Raw genomic sequence first — 21,107 nt, 5'->3', positions numbered from 1 at the left:
TCTAGACTGCCGATCACGATCACTTCCCAAGGATTCTTGAGATGAGTAGCAATGTGCTTGATGCTGCACCTGGCAGCGCTGCTGGAGTAGAGCCGGCAACCCCGGCCTGGACGGCGGTTTTCTCTCTGGCCATGGGTGTCTTTGGCCTACTGACGGCTGAATACCTTCCGGCGAGTCTGCTAACGCCGATGGCCTCGGACTTGAGCGTGTCCGAAGCGATGGCCGGTCAGGCCGTGACCGTCACCGCCGTGGTTGCGTTGTTTGCTGGACTCTTGGTGCCAGGGCTTACCCGCAAGCTTGACCGCCGTACCGTCTTGCTGGGTTTCTCCTTGCTGATGATTGCATCCAACTTGCTCGTTGCCATGTCATCGAATCTGACGGTCCTGTTGTTGATGCGAGTGCTTCTTGGCATTGCGTTGGGTGGATTCTGGAGCATGGCGGCTGCCGTGGCCATGCGCCTGGTACCGGCGAAATGGGTGCCACGCGCGCTGTCCATCATCTTCAGCGGCATCGCCGTTGGAACCGTGGTCTCCGTTCCGCTGGGCAGCTACTTGGGCGGCCTCTTCGGCTGGCGCAGCGCCTTTTATGCGGCAGCGGCGGTCGGCGTGCTGACGTTGCTCTTCCAGTGGTTCACGCTACCCAGCATGGCGCCTCGGAAAATGGCACGCACAGCAACCGTGCTGGAATTGCTCCGGCGCCCTGGCATTGCCATCGGCATGGTCGGATGCGTGCTCGCACACACAGGTCAATACGCACTTTTCACCTACATCCGTCCCGCACTTGAAAGCGTCGTGCACATCGACATCGATGGCCTGGCTTTAATGCTATTGGGCTTCGGCGCCGCCAATTTCGTCGGCACACTCGTGGCGGGTTGGCTGATGGAGCGTAGCTTGCGCCTGACATTGATCCTTATGCCTGCCTTGGTAGCCGTGGCCGCGTTTGCCATGATCTCGCTGCCTCTCCAGGAGCCGGGGCTGGCACTCGTAGTCGCGCTATGGGGCCTGGCTTTCGGCGGGGTACCGGTTGCCTGGTCAAATTGGGTGGCACGCACGGTTCCGGATCAAGCCGAAACCGCAGGCGGGATGGTCGTCGCCGCGGTGCAATCGTCAATCGCCGCGGGAGCTGCACTCGGTGGGTTGGTCTTCGGCTTTGGCGGTGTAGAGGGAGTCTTCATCATCGCGGGCGCAGTGATGCTGCTGGCGGCGCTGATGATTGCTCTTCGTGTTCGGGTGGAATTGCCGAAGCAGGGTGACGCGTTAGATCAGGCTGTACATATCTGAACAGACCGACCAGACCAGTTTGGTTCAGGGTGGCTCCGGCCTTCTGGAGATCTTTGCGGTATTGAACGCAGTGATTTATGGTCAGAGTTGGAACCGAAGCCTGGCAACAGCGTACCCGAACATTATATGACCGACACCTTTGGACGCCGCCCCTTGCCATCAAAAACATAACCCTCAAAAGGAATTGAATTGTCATGACCGCACTGGATAACGCATTTCACAATCTGCATCAGAACGGACTACTGGTCTTGGCCAATGTGGCCGATGCGGGCGGTGCGCGTATCGTCGAACGCTTGGGCGGCAAGGCGGTAGCGACCAGCAGCGCGGCCATGGCCTGGTCCCATGGTTATCAGGATGGCAACAAGCTGCCTCTCGACCTGCTGAACACCACCGTCAAGTCGATGGCACGGGTGCTCAGCGTACCGCTCACGGTGGACATCGAAGGCGGCTACTCGGATGACTTGGAGCAGGTCGGCCAGGTGATCAACGCCGTCCTTGCCGCCGGGGCGGTCGGGATCAACATCGAAGACGGCGTGGGCTCTCCAGAGTTACTGGTTCGCAAGATTGACGTCGCGAGAAAAGTGGCGAACCAGGCGGGCGTCAAACTGTTCATCAACGTACGGACCGACGTCTACCTGAAAAACCTGTTCCCTGCCGAACAACGCCTAGAGGAACTCCTCAAACGCGCCGCACTGTATGCCAGCGCCGGGGCGGATGGTCTGTTTGCCGCTGGCGTGGTCGATTCGAACGACATTGCCACCGTCTGCCGGGACACCAAACTGCCAGTCAACCTGCTGTCCCGGGACGGACTGCCCTCCCCCGACGAATTGAAGCGTCTGGGCGTTAGACGACTCAGTGCGGGCTCCAGCATCGCCGAGTTTCTGCACGGTGCCATGGGAGCAATGGTTCGCAGCTTCTTGGACAACGGCCAACTCGACACCCACGCCTTGAAAGCCCATACATACGGCGAATTGAATGCCTTGATGGCGGTGAAGACCGAGTAATGCCTGATCCCGGACGAGACCAAGCGCCACGTTGAACAGAAGGTGTCTAGTTCTGAAACAGGTTGACTCCAGTTTCAGGAATTGCCTGTCGGGAGATTGAAGCGCGGTGCTCCTCTCCAGGAACATAAGATCGTAATTTTACCGATCGATGACACAACACCAATATGTCTGGAACGAGGTTCACAGCCGCTTCAGACTCGGAACAGCAATACGTTCGGGTACGGGTTACCCAGAAGCGGGTCGATGCTGGCTTCTGCCTTACTTCAACCTGGATGAAGTCCCTGTGCAGACTATTGAACGCGCCCCAAGCGGCCACGCAGGACGTAGCCGTTCCTGCGCCTAGGCCGATATCGTTTACACCGGTGGCGCCGGCGGCATCCAGTGGCTGATCGATGGCTCGGGCCTGCCGTCCGCGCCGTGGATCAGCTCGTAGTTGAGGGCATATACGTTCCGGTCCAGGCTCACCGTGAGCTTGCCGGCTGCAACGCCTTGCGTTGACACCAGGAGGTCACCCTTAGGTGTGTAGATATCCATGTAGTAGTGGTCCGGCGAGCTGCCGTCGCCAGTATAGGAAAGCACATAGACATACCCCTTGGCCTCCACGTCCAGATCGAGGTACGTCGACTGGTCGCGGGTTTTTATCGTCAGCGGCAGCATCGACGAAGTCTTGTTCTGGAAGTACTTGACCGGATTACCGTGGATGTCGAACGCCTGCACCCGTGCGTTATCGGATTCGAGCACCATCACCACCCCATCCAGGCCAATCGCGATCGCCACCGGCCCCGACACCAGCCCCTCCCGCAAGCCCGCGCCGGAAAACAAGCAGGCGTCGGGGGCCTCCCCCTCCGCGACGGGGACGCTCGACAGCTCGCATCGGAGCAGTTTGCTTCGCCCGGTGCTGATGGCAAACACGTAACCTTGCGGATGCAGGACGAAATCGTCCAGCGGGACATCCGCCGGGAACCGACCATAGCTCTGTCCCGTCCCGGAGTGGAGGGGAGCGCATTTCGATCCGTTGTCGTAGCTCAGCTCCACCTTGCGAAGATGAACGTACGACGGTGCGTCATAGTCGCTGCTGGTTGCAACTGGGTAGCTGTCGAGGAAGAAGTTGCGCGCGGAGCCGTCCGACCGGCTCATCAAGTCGTAGCAAATACCTGATTTACTGCTATAGCCGACGTCGAGCGGCTGGTAAGCCTGCTCCGGTGGTACGAGAAGCGACACGTTCTGCAGCGTGTACATGGGGTCGATGGACCGCGGGTTGGTCGAGATGTTCTCCGGAATGTTCAGGTTGGAGGCCTGCCAGCTGTAGCCGATCGACGCCGGCCCCTGCGCCAGGGTGATGCTCGTCAGACTAATGAGGTCCGAGCTTGACGTACCGAGCGTAACCGCTGGGGGCGGCGCTGCCTTGTCCCACACGTGCGCACCGCCCTGGTAGACCAGCTTCTCCACGTGCTCGTAGACCGAGCTCGTAGTGAGCGGAGGCAGATTGTTTTTGATCTCGAGGCTCGGAATCTCAAGCGTACTGCCGTTCGTGCCCAGCGCAGGCGTCCAGTCGGTGGACCCCTTCCCCGCGACCCATCCATTGTCGGCATAAAAGATCGCGGTCACCTTCAGCTTCCCCCCACCCGGGACACCCTTGAAGCTGATCTGAATGGGAGTGGTGTCCGTCCCCTTTGGCAGCGCAAACTCCTTGGAAGGCACCGTCACTTGGCTGTCGTACGTCACGGTAACCACGTAGTGCGTCGCCTGCATCGGAAAATAATGGTACTGCGAGTCAGGGACGAGTTTTATATCCAGATCGATCGTCCTCGTCACCGTCGACGTGTAAATCGGCGGCGCCTCGAACACCTCGACCGTCGTCTGACTGAGCTGTGCGAAGGTGACAACCGCGTTGGTCGCCTCCAGGGCGATGTCCACGAACGGGATTGCCTCCTCCAGAGCCCCTTGCGCGATGAACTCCAGCAACACCGTCTTCAAGCCCGTCTTCCATAGCAAGGGGGCGATGATGTTGGCCAGCTTGAGGAGGACCTCCTTGATTCCGCCCGTCAATGCATAGTCGAGGATCGCGGCGTCGATCGTCGCCAGGACGGCCAGAATGCCGACGTACACCTTGTTATCCTTCAGGAGGTTGGTGACGAACTCGGTCTTCATGAGGGCCGCGCCCACGGCGAGGGCGATAACCGGAATCGCATACTCGAAGGTTGCCGTCATGAAGATGCCGAGCAGGCAGATGTGCCTGTCGGTGTGCCCCGGGCCGAAAACGCCGAGCCCTGCTAGATGGATGTTCACCGCACTGGCCGTATCAGGTACCGGGAACGTCAGCGTCATGTCCGTGACGTCGATGGGGATGCCGGCGATCTCATCAATGGGCCCGACCCGGTCGAGGTATTTCGAAGTGGCGGTGCCGTTGAACATGCTCGGGATCGAAGCCGCCGGCCATGAATCCGGCGGCGCGACGGGGGTGCCGCTGGCATCCAGAAACTCGATGTAGGCCCCCAGGTGCCTGAGCCACTGGTTCTCCACCGTCACGGACATGTTGTTCCCTTCGCATGTCACGCTGGCGGGGTCGACCACGACGCCCTTGCCCGGAGTGAGATTTTTCAATTGCCACTGAGCGTTCTGGTCTCGCTGCTGGGCGCGCGGCTCCACGGCTTTGGAGCCCGCCGTCCCCTGGTATTCGCTCGATACGACGCCATCGAGCACTTTCCACAGCGCGCCGCGCAGGTACTCGTCCTGCCTCGAGAGCTGGATCGCCAGGGGCAAGGTGCTCGTCATGGCCATATTCACGCCCTCTTCGAGCTTGGCCGTATAGATGGGCTTTTTGTTGTCGTCGTATACCTTGTCGTTGTTCCAGTCGAGGAGGAGTACCTTTTTTTGCCATCCATCGCCTACGTCGTTGATCGCGTCCACCAGGGTGCCACTATCGTTCTGGATCGCGGCTGTTATGCAGTTCTCCTTGATGTATGCAGGGATGGCACCGCCTTTATCTCCACTCAGGTTCAGGAGGCTCGGATGGTGGAAAAGTATAGCGACCGCTATCTCCATGGGGTCGTTGTAATCGTCCACGTGATCCGGGAAATCGGAGTCCAGGACCAGGGGCTTGAGATCGTCCGACGTGATGCCGTATCTCGCGAGCTTGTAGTGAGCCGAGGCGAACACATCCTTGCCGCGTTTCTTCATCTCTTCGCGCGCGGCGGCTCTGCCGGCCTTGGGGACGTGCAAGTGCATGGCGATGGTGTTGCCAGGCGCCCCGTCACCCGTCCCGGTGGACACGGTGATCAGTGCCGGGCGGTTCGAGGGAACGGGGAGGTCCTCGATGTAATGAGTGACGTGTTCCTGCGGGAGCAGCTTCAAGAACGGCGTGTTCTGGCTCGCGCGTGCGAGGGTCTGCGGCGTATGACGCTTGAGCCGATATTTCCTCAAGTTCGCGTGCAGAAGCACGTCGTCCGGGTTCTTGCAATGCTTCAGGTTGAAGTGCAGCGTGCGTGTCTCGGTCGGTCCGGGCAGCTTGTTCGAACGCTGGTTGGTCACCCCATCATTCCGTTGATTCATCGCTCTCTTCCTGTGAGTGGTTGTACTGATTGAGCTTGTTTACGCGGGAGCGGGCCGCGCCTCACGGCCCGTAGTGCCAGTCGGTCATGGGCGCGTCGTCGGCGTTCCACATCGTGCCGGTGCAAGGCCCGGTCTGGCCGCTCGGGCACGTTGCGCCAGCGGTGTTCGTCGGCTTGTGCGTGACAAGGTACTGGACCTTGTGCTTGTCCTCCCGGCCGCCATGGACGATCAACGTACCGTTGTCCGTGCTGACGGCCGCTCCTGTGAAATTGACCCCACCCACACTCGCACCGGAGAAATTGGCGCCTTGGAGGCAAGCCTTCGCGAATGAGGTCGCGCGCTCCGAATTCACCAGCGACAACACGGTGCCGGTGAAATTGGCGTTGATCAGGCAAGCGCCGTCGAAGTTGACGCCCGCCGCGTTTTTATCCTTGATGCCAGAGAAATCAGCTGCGACGAGATACGCACCGCTGAAATCCGCCTGCATGATGTTCGCGCCGACCAGCGCCGCGCCGTTGCCGTACAGGTAGCAAAACGGCATCTGGGCGTACGACATGTCTGCCTTGACGAACGTGGCCCCCATCAGGTTCGCCTCGCTCAGGTTGCAACGGAGCAGACCGTCTGACGTCGAGAGGGTGGCGTTGTCAAACGTGGCGTACGCCAGGTCCGCTTGCGCCAGGGCGGCGCCCCCGAGCTCGGCGTAGGACAGATCGGCGTAGCGAAGGCTCGGTTTTTCCACGGCGGAGAACTGCACCCCGGTCAGAACGGCGTACTGTGCGACCAGATGATTGAGCGTCCCATCGAGGATCGCCTTCCCCGGGTTTTTGGGATCAGGCGTCATAAATTTAACGCCGTCCATCTGTGCGTAGCTCCAGATGTAGATGTCGTTATCCTTGTCGTCGATCGCGTGCGTGAGGATCTTGTTCACGCGGGCATTCGAAAAAATGGTGCGTTTTTTTTTGTCTCGGGTGATGCGGATGGGCTTGGCAAGATCCGAGAGGGTCGCCAGGGCCAGATCGGCGCTTTCCAGATCAGCGCTTTCGAAGTTGCAGTTGTCGAGCACCGCGCCCGTGAAGTCGCTCCCTTTCAGGCTGGCGTTGCTAAGGTCGACGTCCTTCAGCGATGCATTGCGAAAGTTCGCGCCATCCAACATGCAACCGGAGAGGTTGCTGCCATCGAGCACTGTGCCCGAGAAATTCGCGATGCCCGAGAACGTCACATTGCTCAGATTGCTGTTCGTCACCCGAGTGCCGGAGAAATCCACGTTGTGCAGGAACAGATACCAGAAATCGGCCTGGTCGTACGATTGCTTGTTCAGCTCCGACGCCCCGGGGAGCAACTGTTGCGTAGTGACAGGCACGGATGGGTTGGCAGAGACCAGGGCGAGTTCAACATCTTTCCAGGTGACCGTATCGGCGATGATATCGATATCGAGCACGGATATAACCGACCGGCCTCGAATGAGCTCCATCCAGATGGCATTGTCTGCCGGCGGGATGCCATACGGAGCATGGGTCGCCAGAGCAAGCGTCGCTGGTGTGTCCGGAGAGGTGAGTGCGACAAAGAAATCATGACAGTCGCCGCCCGTCATCGGGCTGCCACAGTCCAACCAAACCCCGTCACGTACTGATTGAACCTGAAGCCAGTTGTGGGTGTCCTGGTTGACAGCGTTGTCGGGGGTGAATGTATCTCCCAGATAGAAGGCGAACAAGGTAGAGTCTTTCTCGGTGTCGTCGTCCAATAATTCGCATGCCAGTGAATCACCGTTGCGGTATGCGAACCAGGTATTGGAACCTATCCCCCCATAATTGACGGTTATGGTGAGGTAATAGCAGCCGATGTAAGTTTTCACGGCATTCGGGTCAGTCATAGGGGCTCCCTGGGATTGAATAGCCGATTGATGAGCGCGAAAAAACTGCGATTCCTGGCAAAGATGAACTCACCGCCCCCATCGCGTCAGCCTAAGTACTACTGGGCAAAAGGCTTCCGGATAAGTGAATTGCAGCTGCGTCGACTTCTCCAAGGAAACCTCGGCAACTGCAACTCAAACATCTGGACGGCGAGACTGCCCCGCTAGCTGCCGAACGGCGGCATCGGTATATCGGCGGGCTGCAGGCCCAACAGTGTCATGTACTCATAGATGTGCTGATAGCCGGATTGAGACCTGTAGTTTGCGCAGTCGGATTGAGGTTTCCCGCAGAGCCGCAACTCCATGTTCACGCTGCCCATTCCCCATTGCGTATAGTTCAGGTTGTTATTCACAACCTTGTCTATGCTGGACCAAACCGCGTTCCTCGTGTCTTCATCGATGGGATCATCCTCATACACGGTCAGGGAGTAATCGAGAGACGTTGCGCACCACGCCATCGGAACAATATCCAGGGTGTTGTAGATGCGAAGCGCATTACCGGCCATTTGCTTATTGAAATAACTGGCGAAAAAACCATCTCCCGCCGTGGGCGCAGCGAAGGTTTCGCAAAAGAAGTTAAAGCCCGGGAACCTGTCTTTCAGATAAAGCGCGAGCACCGACATGAGCGCACCGCCAAGGCTATGTCCAACCAGTCGGATCGTCGCCCCACTTTGCTGCCTCCCAAGAAAATCGCACAGTGTGCCCGTGGCACCGATAGTCGAGGCTGTGGTCAGTATCGCGTTCACACCATCGGCCGTTCCCTGGGCGATACTCGCCGATCCCTGGTAACCCGGAATAACGCTCTGCAACGGCACCATTGGAAAAATATCAAGATCGTCCAACTGATCCTTTAAGGAATACTGGAGTGTCCCACTCGTCACCACGACGATGTCGTTCCCACTTCTCCCGCCGATCAGCACCACGGTGATGTGCGCCGTGAACTCGCCATCCGGTACCAGCGCGGGGCCCCAGGCTACGGCATAGCCGCCACCTACCTTCGAGCCATTGAGACGCGTAAGAATATTGTCTTTGACCTGGCTCGGCGTGGGGTTCTTGATGTTTTCCCAGGACTGTGAATACAACGTCGCGTTATTGACCACGAACGCGTGGGTGAGGCTGATTTGTCTTTGCACAAGTGTGTCTGGGGTAGTCATGACTGCTCCTTGTCTCGAAGAAAGTTTTCAAAGGATCCACGAAAACCTGTGGCAGCCGTCGATCCTTCTTGGGCCTGCAAGACCGAGTGTAGTCGCAGTTTTGGAAGCGACAACTGTGCTGAACCACCAACATTCCCTTGCTCAGCGCCATGGGCGCCTTGGTGATCCAGACGCTGCATCCATGGAGCGTGGCGGCGGGTGACGATCAGGATGGCTGGCGAGAAGAGACGTTCAACGGGGTCCAGGGTCACGGGCATCCCATGCCCTGGTATTTTCGAACCTTGTCCAGCTGGCTTAACGCGTTGGACAGGGCCGGTTTTCAACTGGCGTGCCTGCAGGAACCGCAACATCCGCAGAGCCCCGCGCCGCAGTCGTTGCTGCTGGTGGCCGAGCGACGGAACGACCCGCACACCGCGCCTGGAGAGGATGCCGTGTGAGCTTCTGGCTCAAACGATTGGGATCATGTTGCTGATGATCTCGCGCGTGTGGCTCGCCAGGTCCTTGCTATTCATGCTTGCCACGACATCCGCCTCGATGGGCGGGTGGGCGACGATGCTGACGTCAGTGGCGCGCAATGAATTGTAGGCAACGTCCCTGACAGCGGAGCAGATCGTCACGGGAACGATCCCCACCCCCATGTCCTTGGCGAGCCGGAACGCGCCGCTCTTGAAAGGCAACATGTTCCCGCCGTTGTTCCGGGTGCCTTCAGGGAAAATCCAGAGGGACGTATTGTTGGCCACGACATTCTTGGCCACCTTGCGCATGCTCTGGATCGAGGCCCGCGGATTGCTTCGGTCAATGAACAGGCTGCCGGTCAGCCAATACAGTTGCCCCACCAGGGGCAACCACTTGAGCGATTCCTTCCCGACAATGACCGTGCCTGGCTTGAGCGCCTCGGCAACGATCATCACGTCATAGTTGCATTGATGGTTGGCCACGTAGATATATGACTTACCCTCGGCAATCGTGTTGAAGCCCCTGACAGCGACACGAACCGAAAATATTCGATTGATCACCGAATAGGCGCGGCAGGCGACGTGCAGGTTCCGGTTCTTCTTCGGATTGACCAACATGAACACACATAAAAATGGGAAGCTCAGGACGATGAACAGCCCGACCAACAGCCATCTCACTACCAGAATCATACGTCACCCCACCTTGCCTGAATCACTTGAACCCTTGGCAGCACCGGCCTGGACTTCGCTACCCCCCACCAATGCGATGCCATAGAAGCCTTCCTCATCGACACACGCCATTACCCCAACATCGCCGGCCTTGACCGACTGCGCCAAGTCGGCGAGTTGGTAGGCACCGACCAGGGACAGGCTCAATGCTTTTGTCCGTTGCAGGACAGCGAGTTTCTCCCCGAATGCCTGGCCGAGATCGTCCAGGGCGGCCCGCCACGAATCCGCTACCGACACGCTGACCCGACCCAGTCTGTCAGGCTCCACCCCATTACCTGCCGCGAACGTGAGTAGCAGGTCGCCCAGGCTGGCCCCGCTCGCGGGGAACAAGCGCCCGGTCACGCAGGACCTGACCACCGGCCCCGGCGTTTGCGGATCGGAACAGGTTCGGAAACTGAAAATCGCGGCGGTATCGATTCGTTCTGCCGCGTCCAGCCCATGGCTGTCGGCATAAAGAGTGCCGAATTCGCCGCTGAAGGTTTCCATGGCTGTCGCGTAGATCCGCTCGCAGTCCCCGCGCCTGGCGAATCTGAGCCCTTGCACCATCGCGCTGTAGAAGCTCAGCTCCTTGGCGCAGAGCGAAACGTTGGCACCCTTGATGCCGTACTTGATCGCCAACTGCCCCACCGAGGAGTTTATGACGGTATTGGGGATCTGCGCCGGATTGACCTGGAATGCAAAACGACTTTCGTTCGACTCCTTGATCAACTGGATGACGGTATCGATCGAACCGTTGGACGTGCCACCAATGACGGCCGCGCGCGCCAGGGATTCCCCCTGGTTGGCATCCTCGATCAACGACATCGCCGCCAACAGCAACAGGGACTGTCGATCGAAGTTCTTCAACTCCCGGCTAGGCACCAGTTCGCCCGCCGTCAGATCCCACCGGGGCGTTAGCCCATGATGCAACTCCGTGCCCCCTTGCTCAAATGCGCCGGGCATCCGCAACATGACCCAATCGTTTACGGCCAGTGCAACGATAGCGTCATTGCTCATTTGAGATTACCGAATACCAGGATTGAATTATTTCCGCCAAAAGCGAAGGCATTGTTGATGACCACGTCGACTTTTCCGGCCCTGAAACCCTCGCAAACCACGTCGATGGGTATTTCAGGATCCTGCTCGCTCACGTTGATCGTCGGCGGCAACCCTTCGCTGAGGGCAAGCATGCAGGCGATGGCACCGAAACCCGCCGCCGCGCCCATGCTATGCCCCATCATGGACTTGATCGAACTGACCGGTGGCGGTGAGTGGCCAAAGACCGCCTCGATGGCCTTGTACTCGTTACTGTCATTGGCTGCCGTACCGGTGCCGTGGGCACAGATATAACCCACCGTCCCGGGCGGGACGCAGGCGTTTGCAAGTGCCGCCTTCATGCAGTCGCCAACGCTGTGGTGATTGAGCCTCACCATGTGGTCCGCATCGCAATTCATCGCGAAGCCCAGCACTTCTGCATAAATGTGTGCTCCACGGCGAATGGCCCGTTCGTAACTTTCGAGCACCAGCGCGCTGCCGCCTTCGGAGGTCAGGACACCCTTGCGACCGGCGTTGAACGGCGTGCAGTCCTTGTCGGTCATGCTGCCCAGGCGATGGAAGGTCGCGAAGGTCGCCTTGTACACTGCATCGCTTCCACCGCAGATGGCCAGCTCGCAGTCACCCGCCTGAATGGCCTCGTAGCCGAAGATCAACGCGGCATTACTGGCCGAGCAGGCATTGCCAATCGTCACGGCCTCGCCGGTGGAACCTATCGATCTCGCCACGTCTCGACTGATCTCGGAGGCAAACGTGCGCCCCAGCGACGCATGCCGGCCTGGCTGGGACTGCGCCATGGCCGTGACCATGTCGTCGATCAGGTTGGATTCACCATAAGTCGTGCCGAAGTAACAATTGACCCGCTTGCCAGCAATCGCTGCCCGCTCGATCCCGGCATCGGCAAGGGCGAGCCCGGTGGCGGCCAGGGCAAAATGACTCGGCGTACCCGATTCGGCGAACGCATCGAAATCAGCGACCCATTCAGCGATGGTGCCTTTCACCTCGCAGCCGTACTTTCTTTCGAAGCGCTGTGTGTCGATTTTCGACAGCGGCACGGTGCCGTTCACCCCTGTTTTCAAGGCATGGAAAAAGGCCTCTTTTCCGATCCCGATCGGGCTGACCGGCCCCAGGCCCGTCACCACCACCCTTGTGCCCTTACCGGAGCTGTTCATGCACACTCAGCCTCAAGGGTCTTGTCGATAAACGAGAGTATCGAATCCACACTGGTGATCCTGGGGATATAGGCTTCATCGACCCGCACCTGGAACGCACCTTCGATGCCGGCGAGAATTTCTATTCCCGACATCGAGTCGGCGCCATAAGCTTCGATGAAGTCCTTGTGGTTCTGAATTTCTTCGGCGTTGACCCCCAAGACCCGGGAAACGATTTCCTTGATTTTTGCTTCGTGAACGTGAGTCATGAGACCTCCTGGAATGACGCAATCAAATAATGAAAGGAATGACCTTGAAGCTGTCGGCCTGATAACGGACGTAGGATTCGCCAAAAAAACCGACCAACATTTTTTCTTCGCCGTCGACCCGTTTAAGAATCAATGCCAGTGCAACGGCGAAGATGATCGCCGCCGCGTATACGCTGGCGTACAAACTGAATCCGGTCACAATGAGCAGCGTGCCGAAATAGGCCGGGTGGCGGATGTAGCGGAAGGCGCCCGCGCGGATCAATTCATGGTCATCCAGCACCCGCAGCGAATGGGAAAAGTGCCGTCCCAATATGATCTTTCCATGGGCTCGAAGGCCGATGCCGCACAGGATCAGCAGCGATCCGCCCAATTGCAGCATCGCATCGCTGCGCGTCAGTAACTGCAGCAGCATGACGATCGCGATGGCGCACGACACCATGAAGCCGCTTTTCAGGCCTTTGTCGAATTGGCTGCCGCTGTCGGTTTCGCGCAGGAAATAAAACTCTGCGGCGAGCAGGATGGCGGCCATGACGACTGACTGGAACAACGCAAACCCCGTGCAGACATACAGCACCCAAGAGGCGCATGCGACCGGCACCAGCAAACTGGCGGCGACATCAATCCTGAACGTTTTCAAAATATGCCCCCACCAATACCGATAACGTTGAACGAGTCATGATCACCCTGACATCCTTTTCGACCCGCCAGGGGTACACGAACAAGTCATTGAAGCGCGCCCAAGGAAACAACTTGCGCTGGCGCCTAAAGGCATCGACGAAAGACAGCACCTTGTAGATCCTGAACAGTGTGCGCACCCTTACTGTGCGTAACCTCGCCCGGCCTTCGGCGCCCTGGAGCCGGCGGTACACCTCGTCGACCAGATCGTTATAGGTAACCGTGTCGTCGCTCAGCAGATAGCAGGTCTGCAAAGTCCGTTCGGGAGGACGTGAGAGCCATTGGAGGATGGATCGGGCAATGCTCTCCACGCCAATGACGTGCAAGGCTGGAAGTTCGCTGGTGACTAATGGCAATAACTTCAATTTGCACATCGAAATCATCGGCAGCAGGTTTTTATCGTGGCGACCCAGTACCGTCGGCACCCGTAGGATCACGCCCTGCACTTTGTGGTCATTGGCACGAATAACCTGCTCGGCCGCCCATTTGTCGTCCGCGTACGCATCCCGCCTTTTCTCCGGGTTATAGGCCTTGACGCTGCTCAGGTGGAACAGGTTTTTCTTATCGAGCGCGCCGACTCGGATGGACGCCATTATCTGTTGGGTCAGTGTCTCGTTATTGGCACGGCTCGTCCCCAGGCGACTGAGGCCGATGCCCGTGCAATTGACAATGAAATCGTGATCTTTGACCAGTTCGATAAACGCTGTAGAGCCGACCTCGCAAACCGCAAAACCCGCCTTTGGCGAACGCGAGTGGCGGGTAACCCGCAGGTCTTGTTCCTGCCTGAGGATTTCGTAGACACCCTGCCCGATAAAACCACTGGCGCCTAAAAGCAGTACCTTCTTCACCTGTCAGTCATCCTTTTCCTGGCGCTAAAGCCTCAACCGTAAAACACCCCGAGCGATACACCGTACGGCACTCCATGCCCTGTCTTTGCAGCGTCTTGCGCACGGTCCTCAGGAACATGCCGTGGGAGACCACGACCGTGGTCTCCCCGGTCGTGGTGCACGCGGTATAAAGCTCATCGGCCACCCCCACGGCACGCAGGTGTTCCGATCTTCGGGATGCGGCCCCCAACGAAATACCCATCAGCCAAAGCACGCGATGCAAGGCGAACCATTGCCTCAAGCCCATCTTCAACAAAGGCACGCGACCCAGCCGCAGGTCGAATTCCTTCAATCGGTTGTCTTGTCGGATACGTTCGGCATCGAACAGCCGGCAGGCCGTGGCATAGGCTCGATTGATCGGCGATGAAATGATGTTCAGCCCTGGCGTCATCAGCGGCCCGGACAACTCCGCACGGCTCAGGAAGTCGGCAATTTCGGCCTCGTCGATCGACGAAGTCTGGTTGTACTCATCCAGCAGCGCTTTGGCCGAGACAGCACCGCAGCGTCCGTAGTCGATCAGGGGGGTGGCGTGGCGTATCAAATAAATCACAGTAAATAGACACCGGTGACAATGGCATTGCCGACCATGAACAAGAACGGCGTATCCCACGTGTGAGGGGACTTCGCTTCGGTCAGGGTCAGCGCGAGAGGAAAAACGGCACACAACAATACGAACTGATGCCCTGCGAAGTAATCCTTGAACAACACGCAAAACAGCATCGACATCACAAACACAGTGGCCGAGCCTTCCAGGGTCCTTTTGAATGTCTTGTCGACAAAAAAACCTTTGGTCGTATATTCATGTTTTCCAAACCTGATACCGACAGGCTCCGCCAGGCCGTCACCAAACGTCGTCGCCAGGATCGTGATGTAGAGCAGTTCCAGCGGGACGCCGATGGCCAGCCAGATATATTGCGTCACCCACAACACCAACAAGCCCGCGACCGTCTGGCTCACCAACCAGGACAGCGTGTTCGGTGCGTCTTCTGGCCGGTCAATACTGGCGAACATGTGTTGCGCGGTCAGCGACCGACGGCGTGACCAGCCACACATGGCAAAGAACAGGATGGCGGTGGACAGCGCCGAGAGCAGCAGCCGCTCATGGGTGTCCTGGATATTGAACAACGCAAAAAACAGACTGGGCAGCATGAACATCGCAAAGTGCCCGACCTTCCTTGTGTAATTGACGCGCACCCCTCGGTTGATGACTAGCAGTCCCAATCCCTTGCACAACATGAAGTAGAAAAGAACGATACCTAACAGCGCCGAACCCACTTGAATCATTTCGTTTTTCGTCCGTTCAAATGATCTGGCGCAGCGCATCGATGCAATAGTCCACATCGCTCTGGGTGTGGTTGTAAGTCAGGCACAACCTGATCCTGGACTGGTGTTTCGGCACGAACGGCGGCACAAACAACGACCCCATGATCCCTTTCTCAACCAACCCGGCGTTGACCCGTGCAGCTTCCATCGGGTCCTTGAACACCACCGGAATCACCGCTGTTTTCGAATAAAGCTTGTCGACCCCGAGCGCGTCGATTTGCTCATGGGTGTAGCGAGTGAGTTCAGCGAGCCCGGCCCGGCGCATGCTTCCTTCCGTGGCATTGATCTCCAACGCGGTGCAGGACGCCGAGGCAACGCCTGGCGAAACCGAGCGCGAAGCATTGTAGGTCGGGCATCGGAACCTGACTTCTTCCGCGAACACCTCGTCTTTGAACACCACGAAGCCGCCCGATGAGCCGAACGCCTTGCTCATGGTGCCGACAATGTAGTCGATGTCCGAGAGCACCCCGGCCGCTTCGCAGGCCCCTTGGCCGCTGTTGCCCAGCATGCCAACGCCGTGCGCGTCGTCGATGTAGATTTCCAGCGCCGGATGGAGCTGCTTCAAGCGGGTGATCTTCTCGAGATCGGCGACATCGCCGTCCGCCGAGAACACCCCGTCGGTCACGATCAGGATTTTCTTGTCCAGGTTCAGCAGGACCAATTGCTCCAACATTTCGACGTTGGCATGACTGTAGGCCCTGAAGGGGCTGCCCGATAACTTCACCCCGTCCCAGATGGAAACGTGGGACAGCTTGTCAAGCAGGATCAAGTCGGCGCGTTCAGCCACCAACGGAATAACGCCGAAGTTCGCCTGGTAAGAGGTGGTGAACATCAACGCGGTACGCCCGGTGTACAGCTCGCTGTAGCGCTGCTGCAAACGCTCGTGGTACTCGGTGAAGCCACTGAAAATCATTGGTCCGCCAATGTTCGAGCCGTACTTCTGGATGGCGGAAATGGCCGACTCTTTCATGCGTGGGTGATTGGAAAGCCCCAGATAGTCGCACGATGCAAAATTCAGCATCGTCCGGCCGTCCAGCAGCGTCATGTCCCGGCCGCACGCCGAGCGCACTTGAGGGAAGTACGTGTAGAAACCCAACTCTTTCGATTTGAACGCGACATCATCAATACGCATAAAACTCTCACTCAACCGATGCGGTGTATCTGAAAATGCGATAGGCCCTTTCGGTGCATATGCCATCGCGGGTGAGGTGGCGCATCGTTCGAAGCACCATGACGTTATCCTCGAGCATCCAGGACAAACTGATTTTGCTGCGGCCTATCTGCTGCAAGGCGATGGCGGACAATTTCAATGTCAGCACAACCGACAGGCCTTTTTTCTGATATTCCGGTGCCACCCCGGTAAAGAACGCGCGGCCATACAACCCCTGCTCGTTCATCGCCGGAGCAAACATGGTGAAGCCAAGGATTTCGCCGTCCTGTTCGGCAATCAGTGCCGACATGTCCTTGATGTTGCGAGCCGCCACTTCAAACTGCTCGGCGGAAGAAGGACTGAAACCCCAGTTCCGTTGCCAGGCGCGGTTGTAGCAGTCAGCCAGCGCTTGACTCTTGGCAACCAACTCGTCCTGGCCATAACGATGGAACTGAATACCCGTCAAGCGGCGGGTCAGTTTTTCTTCCAGGTCGTGCTGCTGGTAGCCCTCGGCTGGGGGCTGGAACACAATCTCAATCAGGTCCTTTGCCTTTTCGCAGCCGGCCTCGATAAAGGCGTCGGTTAGCTCAGGGCTGTTGGACGGCAACGAAAACACATTGAAGTCCGACTCGAATGTGCGCAAACCGCGCTCAACCAGGAACGAGCTGTGGAGAGGGCCCACCAGCTCCGTCACCTGTCTGGGCAACAACCCCGTGTTGTTTATGTACTCGACACAGCTGCACAACAGCTGTTTCAGCATGCTCGCCACCGGCAAGGCCATCAGCGTGGAGAAATACGCATTGCCCACGCCATTGACCGTATCCTGCTGATCGAAATGCACGATGCAGAACGCGACGACCTCGCCCTCTTCATCCCTCCACGCCACCGGCACATTGTGCTCGGTCGCAGAGTAGGTGCAGGCCGTGGTGACCCGCTGCTCAAGTTGTTGCCGGGAGCGCCCCACGGCCGAAATACGTTCATCCAGCCGTACCAGGGCATCCCAGTCGCACGCCGCCAAGCCCGAGACTCTACTCATCGATTATTCCAACTATGATTCGCTATGATGACTAGGCGGCCAGAGACAAAGCGCTGGTGGTTTCGTCGTCGATTTCGATCCAGAAAGGCACGACACTTTTATTGTCGATAAGCTGTGGCGCCGAAATCCTACGGGTGTTCACGCCCATTCGCTTCAACAGACGCTCGTTGCCCACGGCTGTAAAGGCAATCAGCCGAAACGCGCCTTTCGAACGTGCGACGTCGATGACTTCCTTGACCAATTTCACTGTATTCCGCCAAGCTTGCTCAGCCGTCAGTACTTGCCCTTTCGGCTTGCTGATGGCGAACCGGGAAAGTTCCCATATCTGCGGCGACGACGGCAGCGGATTGCTTCCCATCAAATACGGGAAAACATCCCCCAGCAGATAAGGCCGATGCGTGGGAATCAATCGAGCACAACCGAAAATCTCCTGATTATCATCACAGGCCAGGACATACACTGTGTCGGAACGATCAAAGGCGTCTAATTCAATTCCTTGTTCACAAGGCAAAGGCCAGCCTAACTCTTTAACGAATACCTGATATCTATATTTAGCCAGCGCAGTTTCCATTCCTGGCAAAAGATCGCTAACAGTCCCTGTTACCGCGGTCAGCATAACTACCTCCTGACGAAAGTTATTCCGCCAGTACAACAAACCGGGCTCTTTGTGGGTAGCTGCCCGAATGGGCAGGTCAGGTAAATCAGCGAGTCGCCAAAAGGTACTTCTTGAAAATACAGAATTGTATCTACGACAAAATAATAATGCCGTCTCTTGCCAGCTCTTCTAGCACTTTCGTACTAAAAAGTGCGCCATTAGCTCTGACCGCTATTACTCTGTCTAGACGCATTGGCGATGCCTAATGCTTGGAAGCGTCGGGCTGCTGGCCTATCGGCTGAAGAATTGCCAGCGGAAGGCCGCTACCTCTCCCGGCAGCGTTTCAATCCTGTATGATGAGCCCCGCTCTTGTCACGAAAGAGCGCTGACCACGGAAGGTAATATTGGTGATTGATTGGCGTGAAGACTTTATAGCGCTTGTGGCTGACTGTACTTACGAAAACGAGCTATTTAACGAGCTCGTCAAACTTACAACAGACTTAGGCTTCGAGTTTTGCTCTTATGGGTTAAGACTTAGTTCGCCGTTAGCTCCGGCGCAATATTTTCTGCTTTCAAATTACCCGGACGCCTGGGAAAAAAAGTACATTGCCGGCGATTATTTCTCCCAAGACCCCACCGTTGAACATGGACTGACCCGTTCGATTCCATTGCGCTGGTCTGCGCAACAGCAAAATCCGGGACGCGAGTTCTGGGAAGAAGCGCAGTATTACAACCTCAACCATGGCTGGTGCCTTTCTTCGCGGCGCGAACATAACTCGATCGGCCTGCTCTCCGTCTCCCGCTCAAGCGAACGCATTTCAATGCAGGAAATGGAAAGCAAAGAGACCAAGCTGATTTGGCTGACTCATCTGGTACATGAGGCCATGGCGCAGTTTTTCTCCGCAAAAACCATGATCGATACTTACAAGCCACTGACCGCCCGGGAGAAGGAAATCCTCAGGTGGACGGCATCGGGAAAAACCTATGTCGAAATCGGGATCATCCTGAACATCGACATACGAACGGTGAAGTTCCATCTGGTGAATGCGATGCGCAAGTTGCGGGCGTCGAACAAGACTGAAGCGGCGGTCAAGGCGTCGTTATCTGGTTTGTTGTCCTGAGACGCAAATGTTCTGAAGCTCGAATGCAGTCCGGCCGTTATCAGAATGCCAGCGAAGTGATGCGCGAAGGTTTGCGACTATTGGAACAGCGCGTCGCCGAAGACACCGCTAAAATTGAGGCCCTGCGTCAGGCGACCTCGATCGGAATCATGGATCTTGAGCACGGGCGCTTTACTCAGTTGAACGAAGGGAATCTGGAGCATTTCCTTGAGGGATTGAGCCAGGAGGCCACCCTCCCCGCGCGTGAGAAACACTGAGCATGCCGCAATATCGGATTTCCAACGCGGCGCGCGCCGACATTGTCGACATCCTCAGGCTCTCGCAAACGCAGTTCGGTGATCAAGCACGCCAGCGCTACCAGACGCTGATCCTCTGCGTATTACAAGCTATCGCCGACACGCCCTATCGCATTGGCAGCCACGACCGCGAAGAGCTTGCACCGGGCCTTCTCAGCTATCACCTCATCTATTCACGCCAGCAGGCCAAACAAACCCATGGAACGGTCCCACATTCAGTAGAACCAGCAATCATCAAGCTATCGAGCTCAACCGCACAGAATTAGAGGGAGATGCCCCACCAGAAAAACGTCTCAACCTACCTCTCCCACCAGTCAGCTCACTACCAACAGATATCGGGGACCACGGGCGGCTCTTCAGGCTGGTATGTCGGACGCTGGGCCGTATGTACACCGCATCAGTCTCAACGTGTGACTCAGCGCTGCGTTCCAAGTCAGAGTCAACATTGACCAACCCGAGAAAGCCATAAGGCCGCTATCGTTACTGTTCTGTAACTCGCCAATAAAAGGTATCTGTGATCCCTGCCCGGGCAAAAACGCAATACAATTGAGATAAGCATGACAATTGATACACCGCAACAGCGGTATTCCAATCTGGACCTCACCCGTTTTATCCACTGATACAGACCATCACCACCAATCCTGCCTAAGATCAGCGCCCCGCCTGACATTCATCCCAAACACCACGCATCAGTTCCTTCAGCATCAACGCCTCGCCCCAGCGATCCGTTATATCGCGCCCATCACTCCCCGTGATCGCATAAGGTGGCGGGCCAAGCTCGCAGGTGAAGGACAGGCTCGCGGGTGTGTTCGGTCGCGCCAGCCAATCCTTGATTCCGTAACGCCACCAGCCTAGAAACCGGTCCAACCAGGGGCGATGCTGGGCAAAGGTCAAGGACACCTGGACCTGCTCACTATTAGCGACTCGCCCGTGAAAACCCCAACTGTGTCGTAGGATGGTGTGAATCTGTTCGTCGTCTTCGGCTGCGGCTGACTCAGGCAATTCGCGGCCCACGACGTAATGGGACAAGTCAGCCAACAACTTGAGGTCGGGCATCTGCACGAGCAAGTCGAGGGTGAACAACAGGTCACTGGTGAGACGATAGCGGTGGGTTTCCAGCAGGATCGGAAAGTCCACCTGCTCGGCCAGACGCTGCCAGCCTTCGATCAGAGTGATCGCTTGTGCCAGCGTGCGCGGCCGGACGTCGGCTTGCAGCGTGAGGTGGTGGCAGCCGTAACGGGAGGCAACCTCAAGTGCTTGCGCCAAGTCATTCACGGTGCGGGGAAACAGTTGACCTTCGATTTGCAGGCCTTGCGCCTTGGCAGCGGCATGCAGACGTTCGGCCTGTGGCGCGATCCAGAAATGGTCGGTGATCCCATCGAAGCCAGCAGCGGCAATCTTCTCCACCTGCGCCTCCAGGGAAAGATCGCATTGACCACGGTGATCTTGCATGGCCCACAGGGACTGAAATACCAGGAACTCACGCATG

General features: G+C 57.6%; 20 protein-coding genes and 1 pseudogene. 6 read left to right on the top strand and 15 right to left on the bottom strand.

All coding sequences use genetic code 11. The annotated features are described in order from the left end of the window. Nucleotides 1-41 precede the first annotated feature (41 nt). Together HU811_RS02810 and HU811_RS02805 are read left to right on the top strand one after the other, a co-directional pair. Complete coding sequence (locus tag HU811_RS02810; protein WP_186653801.1) at nucleotides 42-1,280, top strand: MFS transporter; 1,239 nt, start codon at nucleotides 42-44, stop codon at nucleotides 1,278-1,280. A gap of 194 nt (nucleotides 1,281-1,474) precedes the next feature. Beyond that, nucleotides 1,475-2,284, top strand: a complete 810-nt coding sequence (locus HU811_RS02805) for an isocitrate lyase/PEP mutase family protein (protein WP_186653798.1) — start codon at nucleotides 1,475-1,477, stop codon at nucleotides 2,282-2,284. Between the two features lie 354 nt (nucleotides 2,285-2,638). On the opposite strand, the gene HU811_RS02800 is transcribed toward HU811_RS02805, so the two are convergent. The 3 genes from HU811_RS02800 to HU811_RS02790 form a co-directional block, all read right to left on the bottom strand. After that, nucleotides 2,639-5,836 (bottom strand): hypothetical protein, encoded by a 3,198-nt coding sequence (locus HU811_RS02800; protein WP_186653796.1) that lies wholly within the window; start codon nucleotides 5,834-5,836, stop codon nucleotides 2,639-2,641. A gap of 61 nt (nucleotides 5,837-5,897) precedes the next feature. Next, nucleotides 5,898-7,706: a pentapeptide repeat-containing protein gene (locus HU811_RS02795; RefSeq protein WP_186653793.1), complete on the bottom strand. Its 1,809-nt coding sequence runs from the start codon at nucleotides 7,704-7,706 to the stop codon at nucleotides 5,898-5,900. A 203-nt stretch (nucleotides 7,707-7,909) separates the two neighbouring features. Then, complete coding sequence (locus HU811_RS02790; protein ID WP_186653790.1) at nucleotides 7,910-8,899, bottom strand: lipase family protein; 990 nt, start codon at nucleotides 8,897-8,899, stop codon at nucleotides 7,910-7,912. 131 nt (nucleotides 8,900-9,030) lie between these two features. Between HU811_RS02790 and HU811_RS02785 the strand changes: the two are divergent. Then, nucleotides 9,031-9,336 (top strand): annotated as a pseudogene (locus tag HU811_RS02785) (class I SAM-dependent methyltransferase); the annotation flags it as partial. 9 nt (nucleotides 9,337-9,345) lie between these two features. Here HU811_RS02785 and HU811_RS02780 read toward each other — a convergent pair. The 11 genes from HU811_RS02780 to HU811_RS02730 all read right to left on the bottom strand — a co-directional run bounded on the left by HU811_RS02780 (nucleotide 9,346) and on the right by HU811_RS02730 (nucleotide 18,222). Then, the gene (locus HU811_RS02780) at nucleotides 9,346-10,044 is read right to left on the bottom strand and encodes a lysophospholipid acyltransferase family protein (RefSeq protein ID WP_092396220.1); all 699 of its coding nucleotides are present in this window, start codon (nucleotides 10,042-10,044) and stop codon (nucleotides 9,346-9,348) included. A 3-nt stretch (nucleotides 10,045-10,047) separates the two neighbouring features. Further along, nucleotides 10,048-11,079, bottom strand: a complete 1,032-nt coding sequence (locus tag HU811_RS02775; protein ID WP_186653788.1) for a beta-ketoacyl synthase N-terminal-like domain-containing protein — start codon at nucleotides 11,077-11,079, stop codon at nucleotides 10,048-10,050. Next, the gene (locus HU811_RS02770) at nucleotides 11,076-12,287 is read right to left on the bottom strand and encodes a beta-ketoacyl-[acyl-carrier-protein] synthase family protein (RefSeq protein WP_186653785.1); all 1,212 of its coding nucleotides are present in this window, start codon (nucleotides 12,285-12,287) and stop codon (nucleotides 11,076-11,078) included. The genes HU811_RS02775 and HU811_RS02770 overlap by 4 nt, the downstream gene beginning before the upstream one ends. Continuing rightward, complete coding sequence (locus HU811_RS02765) at nucleotides 12,284-12,535, bottom strand: acyl carrier protein (protein WP_092396214.1); 252 nt, start codon at nucleotides 12,533-12,535, stop codon at nucleotides 12,284-12,286. The genes HU811_RS02770 and HU811_RS02765 overlap by 4 nt, the downstream gene beginning before the upstream one ends. A gap of 22 nt (nucleotides 12,536-12,557) precedes the next feature. Beyond that, nucleotides 12,558-13,064 carry a methyltransferase family protein gene (locus HU811_RS02760; protein ID WP_186653783.1) on the bottom strand — a complete coding sequence of 169 codons (507 nt, stop codon included), beginning with the start codon at nucleotides 13,062-13,064 and terminating at the stop codon, nucleotides 12,558-12,560. Nucleotides 13,065-13,152: 88 nt separating this feature from the next. Next, nucleotides 13,153-14,058, bottom strand: a complete 906-nt coding sequence (locus tag HU811_RS02755; protein WP_092396210.1) for an NAD-dependent epimerase/dehydratase family protein — start codon at nucleotides 14,056-14,058, stop codon at nucleotides 13,153-13,155. Between the two features lie 7 nt (nucleotides 14,059-14,065). Next, nucleotides 14,066-14,647, bottom strand: a complete 582-nt coding sequence (locus HU811_RS02750) for a histidine phosphatase family protein (protein ID WP_092396208.1) — start codon at nucleotides 14,645-14,647, stop codon at nucleotides 14,066-14,068. Beyond that, nucleotides 14,644-15,381 carry a diacylglycerol/polyprenol kinase family protein gene (locus tag HU811_RS02745; protein ID WP_143071617.1) on the bottom strand — a complete coding sequence of 246 codons (738 nt, stop codon included), beginning with the start codon at nucleotides 15,379-15,381 and terminating at the stop codon, nucleotides 14,644-14,646. The genes HU811_RS02750 and HU811_RS02745 overlap by 4 nt, the downstream gene beginning before the upstream one ends. 16 nt (nucleotides 15,382-15,397) lie before the next feature. Continuing rightward, nucleotides 15,398-16,552 (bottom strand): aminotransferase class I/II-fold pyridoxal phosphate-dependent enzyme, encoded by a 1,155-nt coding sequence (locus HU811_RS02740; RefSeq protein WP_177193315.1) that lies wholly within the window; start codon nucleotides 16,550-16,552, stop codon nucleotides 15,398-15,400. A 7-nt stretch (nucleotides 16,553-16,559) separates the two neighbouring features. Beyond that, complete coding sequence (locus HU811_RS02735; protein WP_186653781.1) at nucleotides 16,560-17,606, bottom strand: GNAT family N-acetyltransferase; 1,047 nt, start codon at nucleotides 17,604-17,606, stop codon at nucleotides 16,560-16,562. A 31-nt stretch (nucleotides 17,607-17,637) separates the two neighbouring features. Further along, nucleotides 17,638-18,222: an acyl-homoserine-lactone synthase gene (locus tag HU811_RS02730; RefSeq protein ID WP_202883606.1), complete on the bottom strand. Its 585-nt coding sequence runs from the start codon at nucleotides 18,220-18,222 to the stop codon at nucleotides 17,638-17,640. A gap of 386 nt (nucleotides 18,223-18,608) precedes the next feature. Here HU811_RS02730 and HU811_RS02725 point away from each other — a divergent pair, with 386 nt between their 5' ends. Genes HU811_RS02725 through HU811_RS02715 form a run of 3 tightly spaced genes read left to right on the top strand, consistent with a single transcriptional unit; the run spans nucleotide 18,609 to nucleotide 19,884 of the window. After that, the gene (locus HU811_RS02725) at nucleotides 18,609-19,322 is read left to right on the top strand and encodes a LuxR family transcriptional regulator (RefSeq protein WP_186653779.1); all 714 of its coding nucleotides are present in this window, start codon (nucleotides 18,609-18,611) and stop codon (nucleotides 19,320-19,322) included. A gap of 23 nt (nucleotides 19,323-19,345) precedes the next feature. Further along, the gene (locus HU811_RS02720) at nucleotides 19,346-19,579 is read left to right on the top strand and encodes a ribbon-helix-helix domain-containing protein (RefSeq protein ID WP_186653777.1); all 234 of its coding nucleotides are present in this window, start codon (nucleotides 19,346-19,348) and stop codon (nucleotides 19,577-19,579) included. A 2-nt stretch (nucleotides 19,580-19,581) separates the two neighbouring features. Then, a complete protein-coding gene (locus HU811_RS02715; protein WP_186653775.1) occupies nucleotides 19,582-19,884 on the top strand; it encodes a type II toxin-antitoxin system RelE/ParE family toxin in 303 nt (100 codons plus the stop codon). A gap of 385 nt (nucleotides 19,885-20,269) precedes the next feature. Here the strand turns inward: HU811_RS02715 and HU811_RS02710 are convergent, their stop codons facing one another. After that, nucleotides 20,270-21,106 (bottom strand): sugar phosphate isomerase/epimerase family protein, encoded by an 837-nt coding sequence (locus HU811_RS02710; RefSeq protein WP_186653773.1) that lies wholly within the window; start codon nucleotides 21,104-21,106, stop codon nucleotides 20,270-20,272. Nucleotide 21,107: the final 1 nt, after the last annotated feature.

This window comes from Pseudomonas tehranensis (assembly GCF_014268615.1).
Taxonomy (GTDB): domain Bacteria; phylum Pseudomonadota; class Gammaproteobacteria; order Pseudomonadales; family Pseudomonadaceae; genus Aquipseudomonas; species Aquipseudomonas tehranensis.
This window is presented reverse-complemented; position numbering and strand designations above follow the sequence as displayed.

Bases quoted from the DNA above. Each gene is read 5' to 3' on its own strand.
- HU811_RS02810 (WP_186653801.1), top strand. From the start codon at position 42: ATGAGTAGCAATGTGCTTGATGCTGCACCTGGCAGCGCTGCTGGAGTA.
- HU811_RS02805 (WP_186653798.1), top strand. From the start codon at position 1,475: ATGACCGCACTGGATAACGCATTTCACAATCTGCATCAGAACGGACTA.
- HU811_RS02800 (WP_186653796.1), bottom strand. From the start codon at position 5,836: ATGAATCAACGGAATGATGGGGTGACCAACCAGCGTTCGAACAAGCTG.
- HU811_RS02795 (WP_186653793.1), bottom strand. From the start codon at position 7,706: ATGACTGACCCGAATGCCGTGAAAACTTACATCGGCTGCTATTACCTC.
- HU811_RS02790 (WP_186653790.1), bottom strand. From the start codon at position 8,899: ATGACTACCCCAGACACACTTGTGCAAAGACAAATCAGCCTCACCCAC.
- HU811_RS02780 (WP_092396220.1), bottom strand. From the start codon at position 10,044: ATGATTCTGGTAGTGAGATGGCTGTTGGTCGGGCTGTTCATCGTCCTG.
- HU811_RS02775 (WP_186653788.1), bottom strand. From the start codon at position 11,079: ATGAGCAATGACGCTATCGTTGCACTGGCCGTAAACGATTGGGTCATG.
- HU811_RS02770 (WP_186653785.1), bottom strand. From the start codon at position 12,287: ATGAACAGCTCCGGTAAGGGCACAAGGGTGGTGGTGACGGGCCTGGGG.
- HU811_RS02765 (WP_092396214.1), bottom strand. From the start codon at position 12,535: ATGACTCACGTTCACGAAGCAAAAATCAAGGAAATCGTTTCCCGGGTC.
- HU811_RS02760 (WP_186653783.1), bottom strand. From the start codon at position 13,064: ATGGCCGCCATCCTGCTCGCCGCAGAGTTTTATTTCCTGCGCGAAACC.
- HU811_RS02745 (WP_143071617.1), bottom strand. From the start codon at position 15,381: ATGATTCAAGTGGGTTCGGCGCTGTTAGGTATCGTTCTTTTCTACTTC.
- HU811_RS02740 (WP_177193315.1), bottom strand. From the start codon at position 16,552: ATGCGTATTGATGATGTCGCGTTCAAATCGAAAGAGTTGGGTTTCTAC.
- HU811_RS02735 (WP_186653781.1), bottom strand. From the start codon at position 17,606: ATGAGTAGAGTCTCGGGCTTGGCGGCGTGCGACTGGGATGCCCTGGTA.
- HU811_RS02730 (WP_202883606.1), bottom strand. From the start codon at position 18,222: ATGCTGACCGCGGTAACAGGGACTGTTAGCGATCTTTTGCCAGGAATG.
- HU811_RS02720 (WP_186653777.1), top strand. From the start codon at position 19,346: ATGCAGTCCGGCCGTTATCAGAATGCCAGCGAAGTGATGCGCGAAGGT.
- HU811_RS02715 (WP_186653775.1), top strand. From the start codon at position 19,582: ATGCCGCAATATCGGATTTCCAACGCGGCGCGCGCCGACATTGTCGAC.
- HU811_RS02710 (WP_186653773.1), bottom strand. From the start codon at position 21,106: ATGCGTGAGTTCCTGGTATTTCAGTCCCTGTGGGCCATGCAAGATCAC.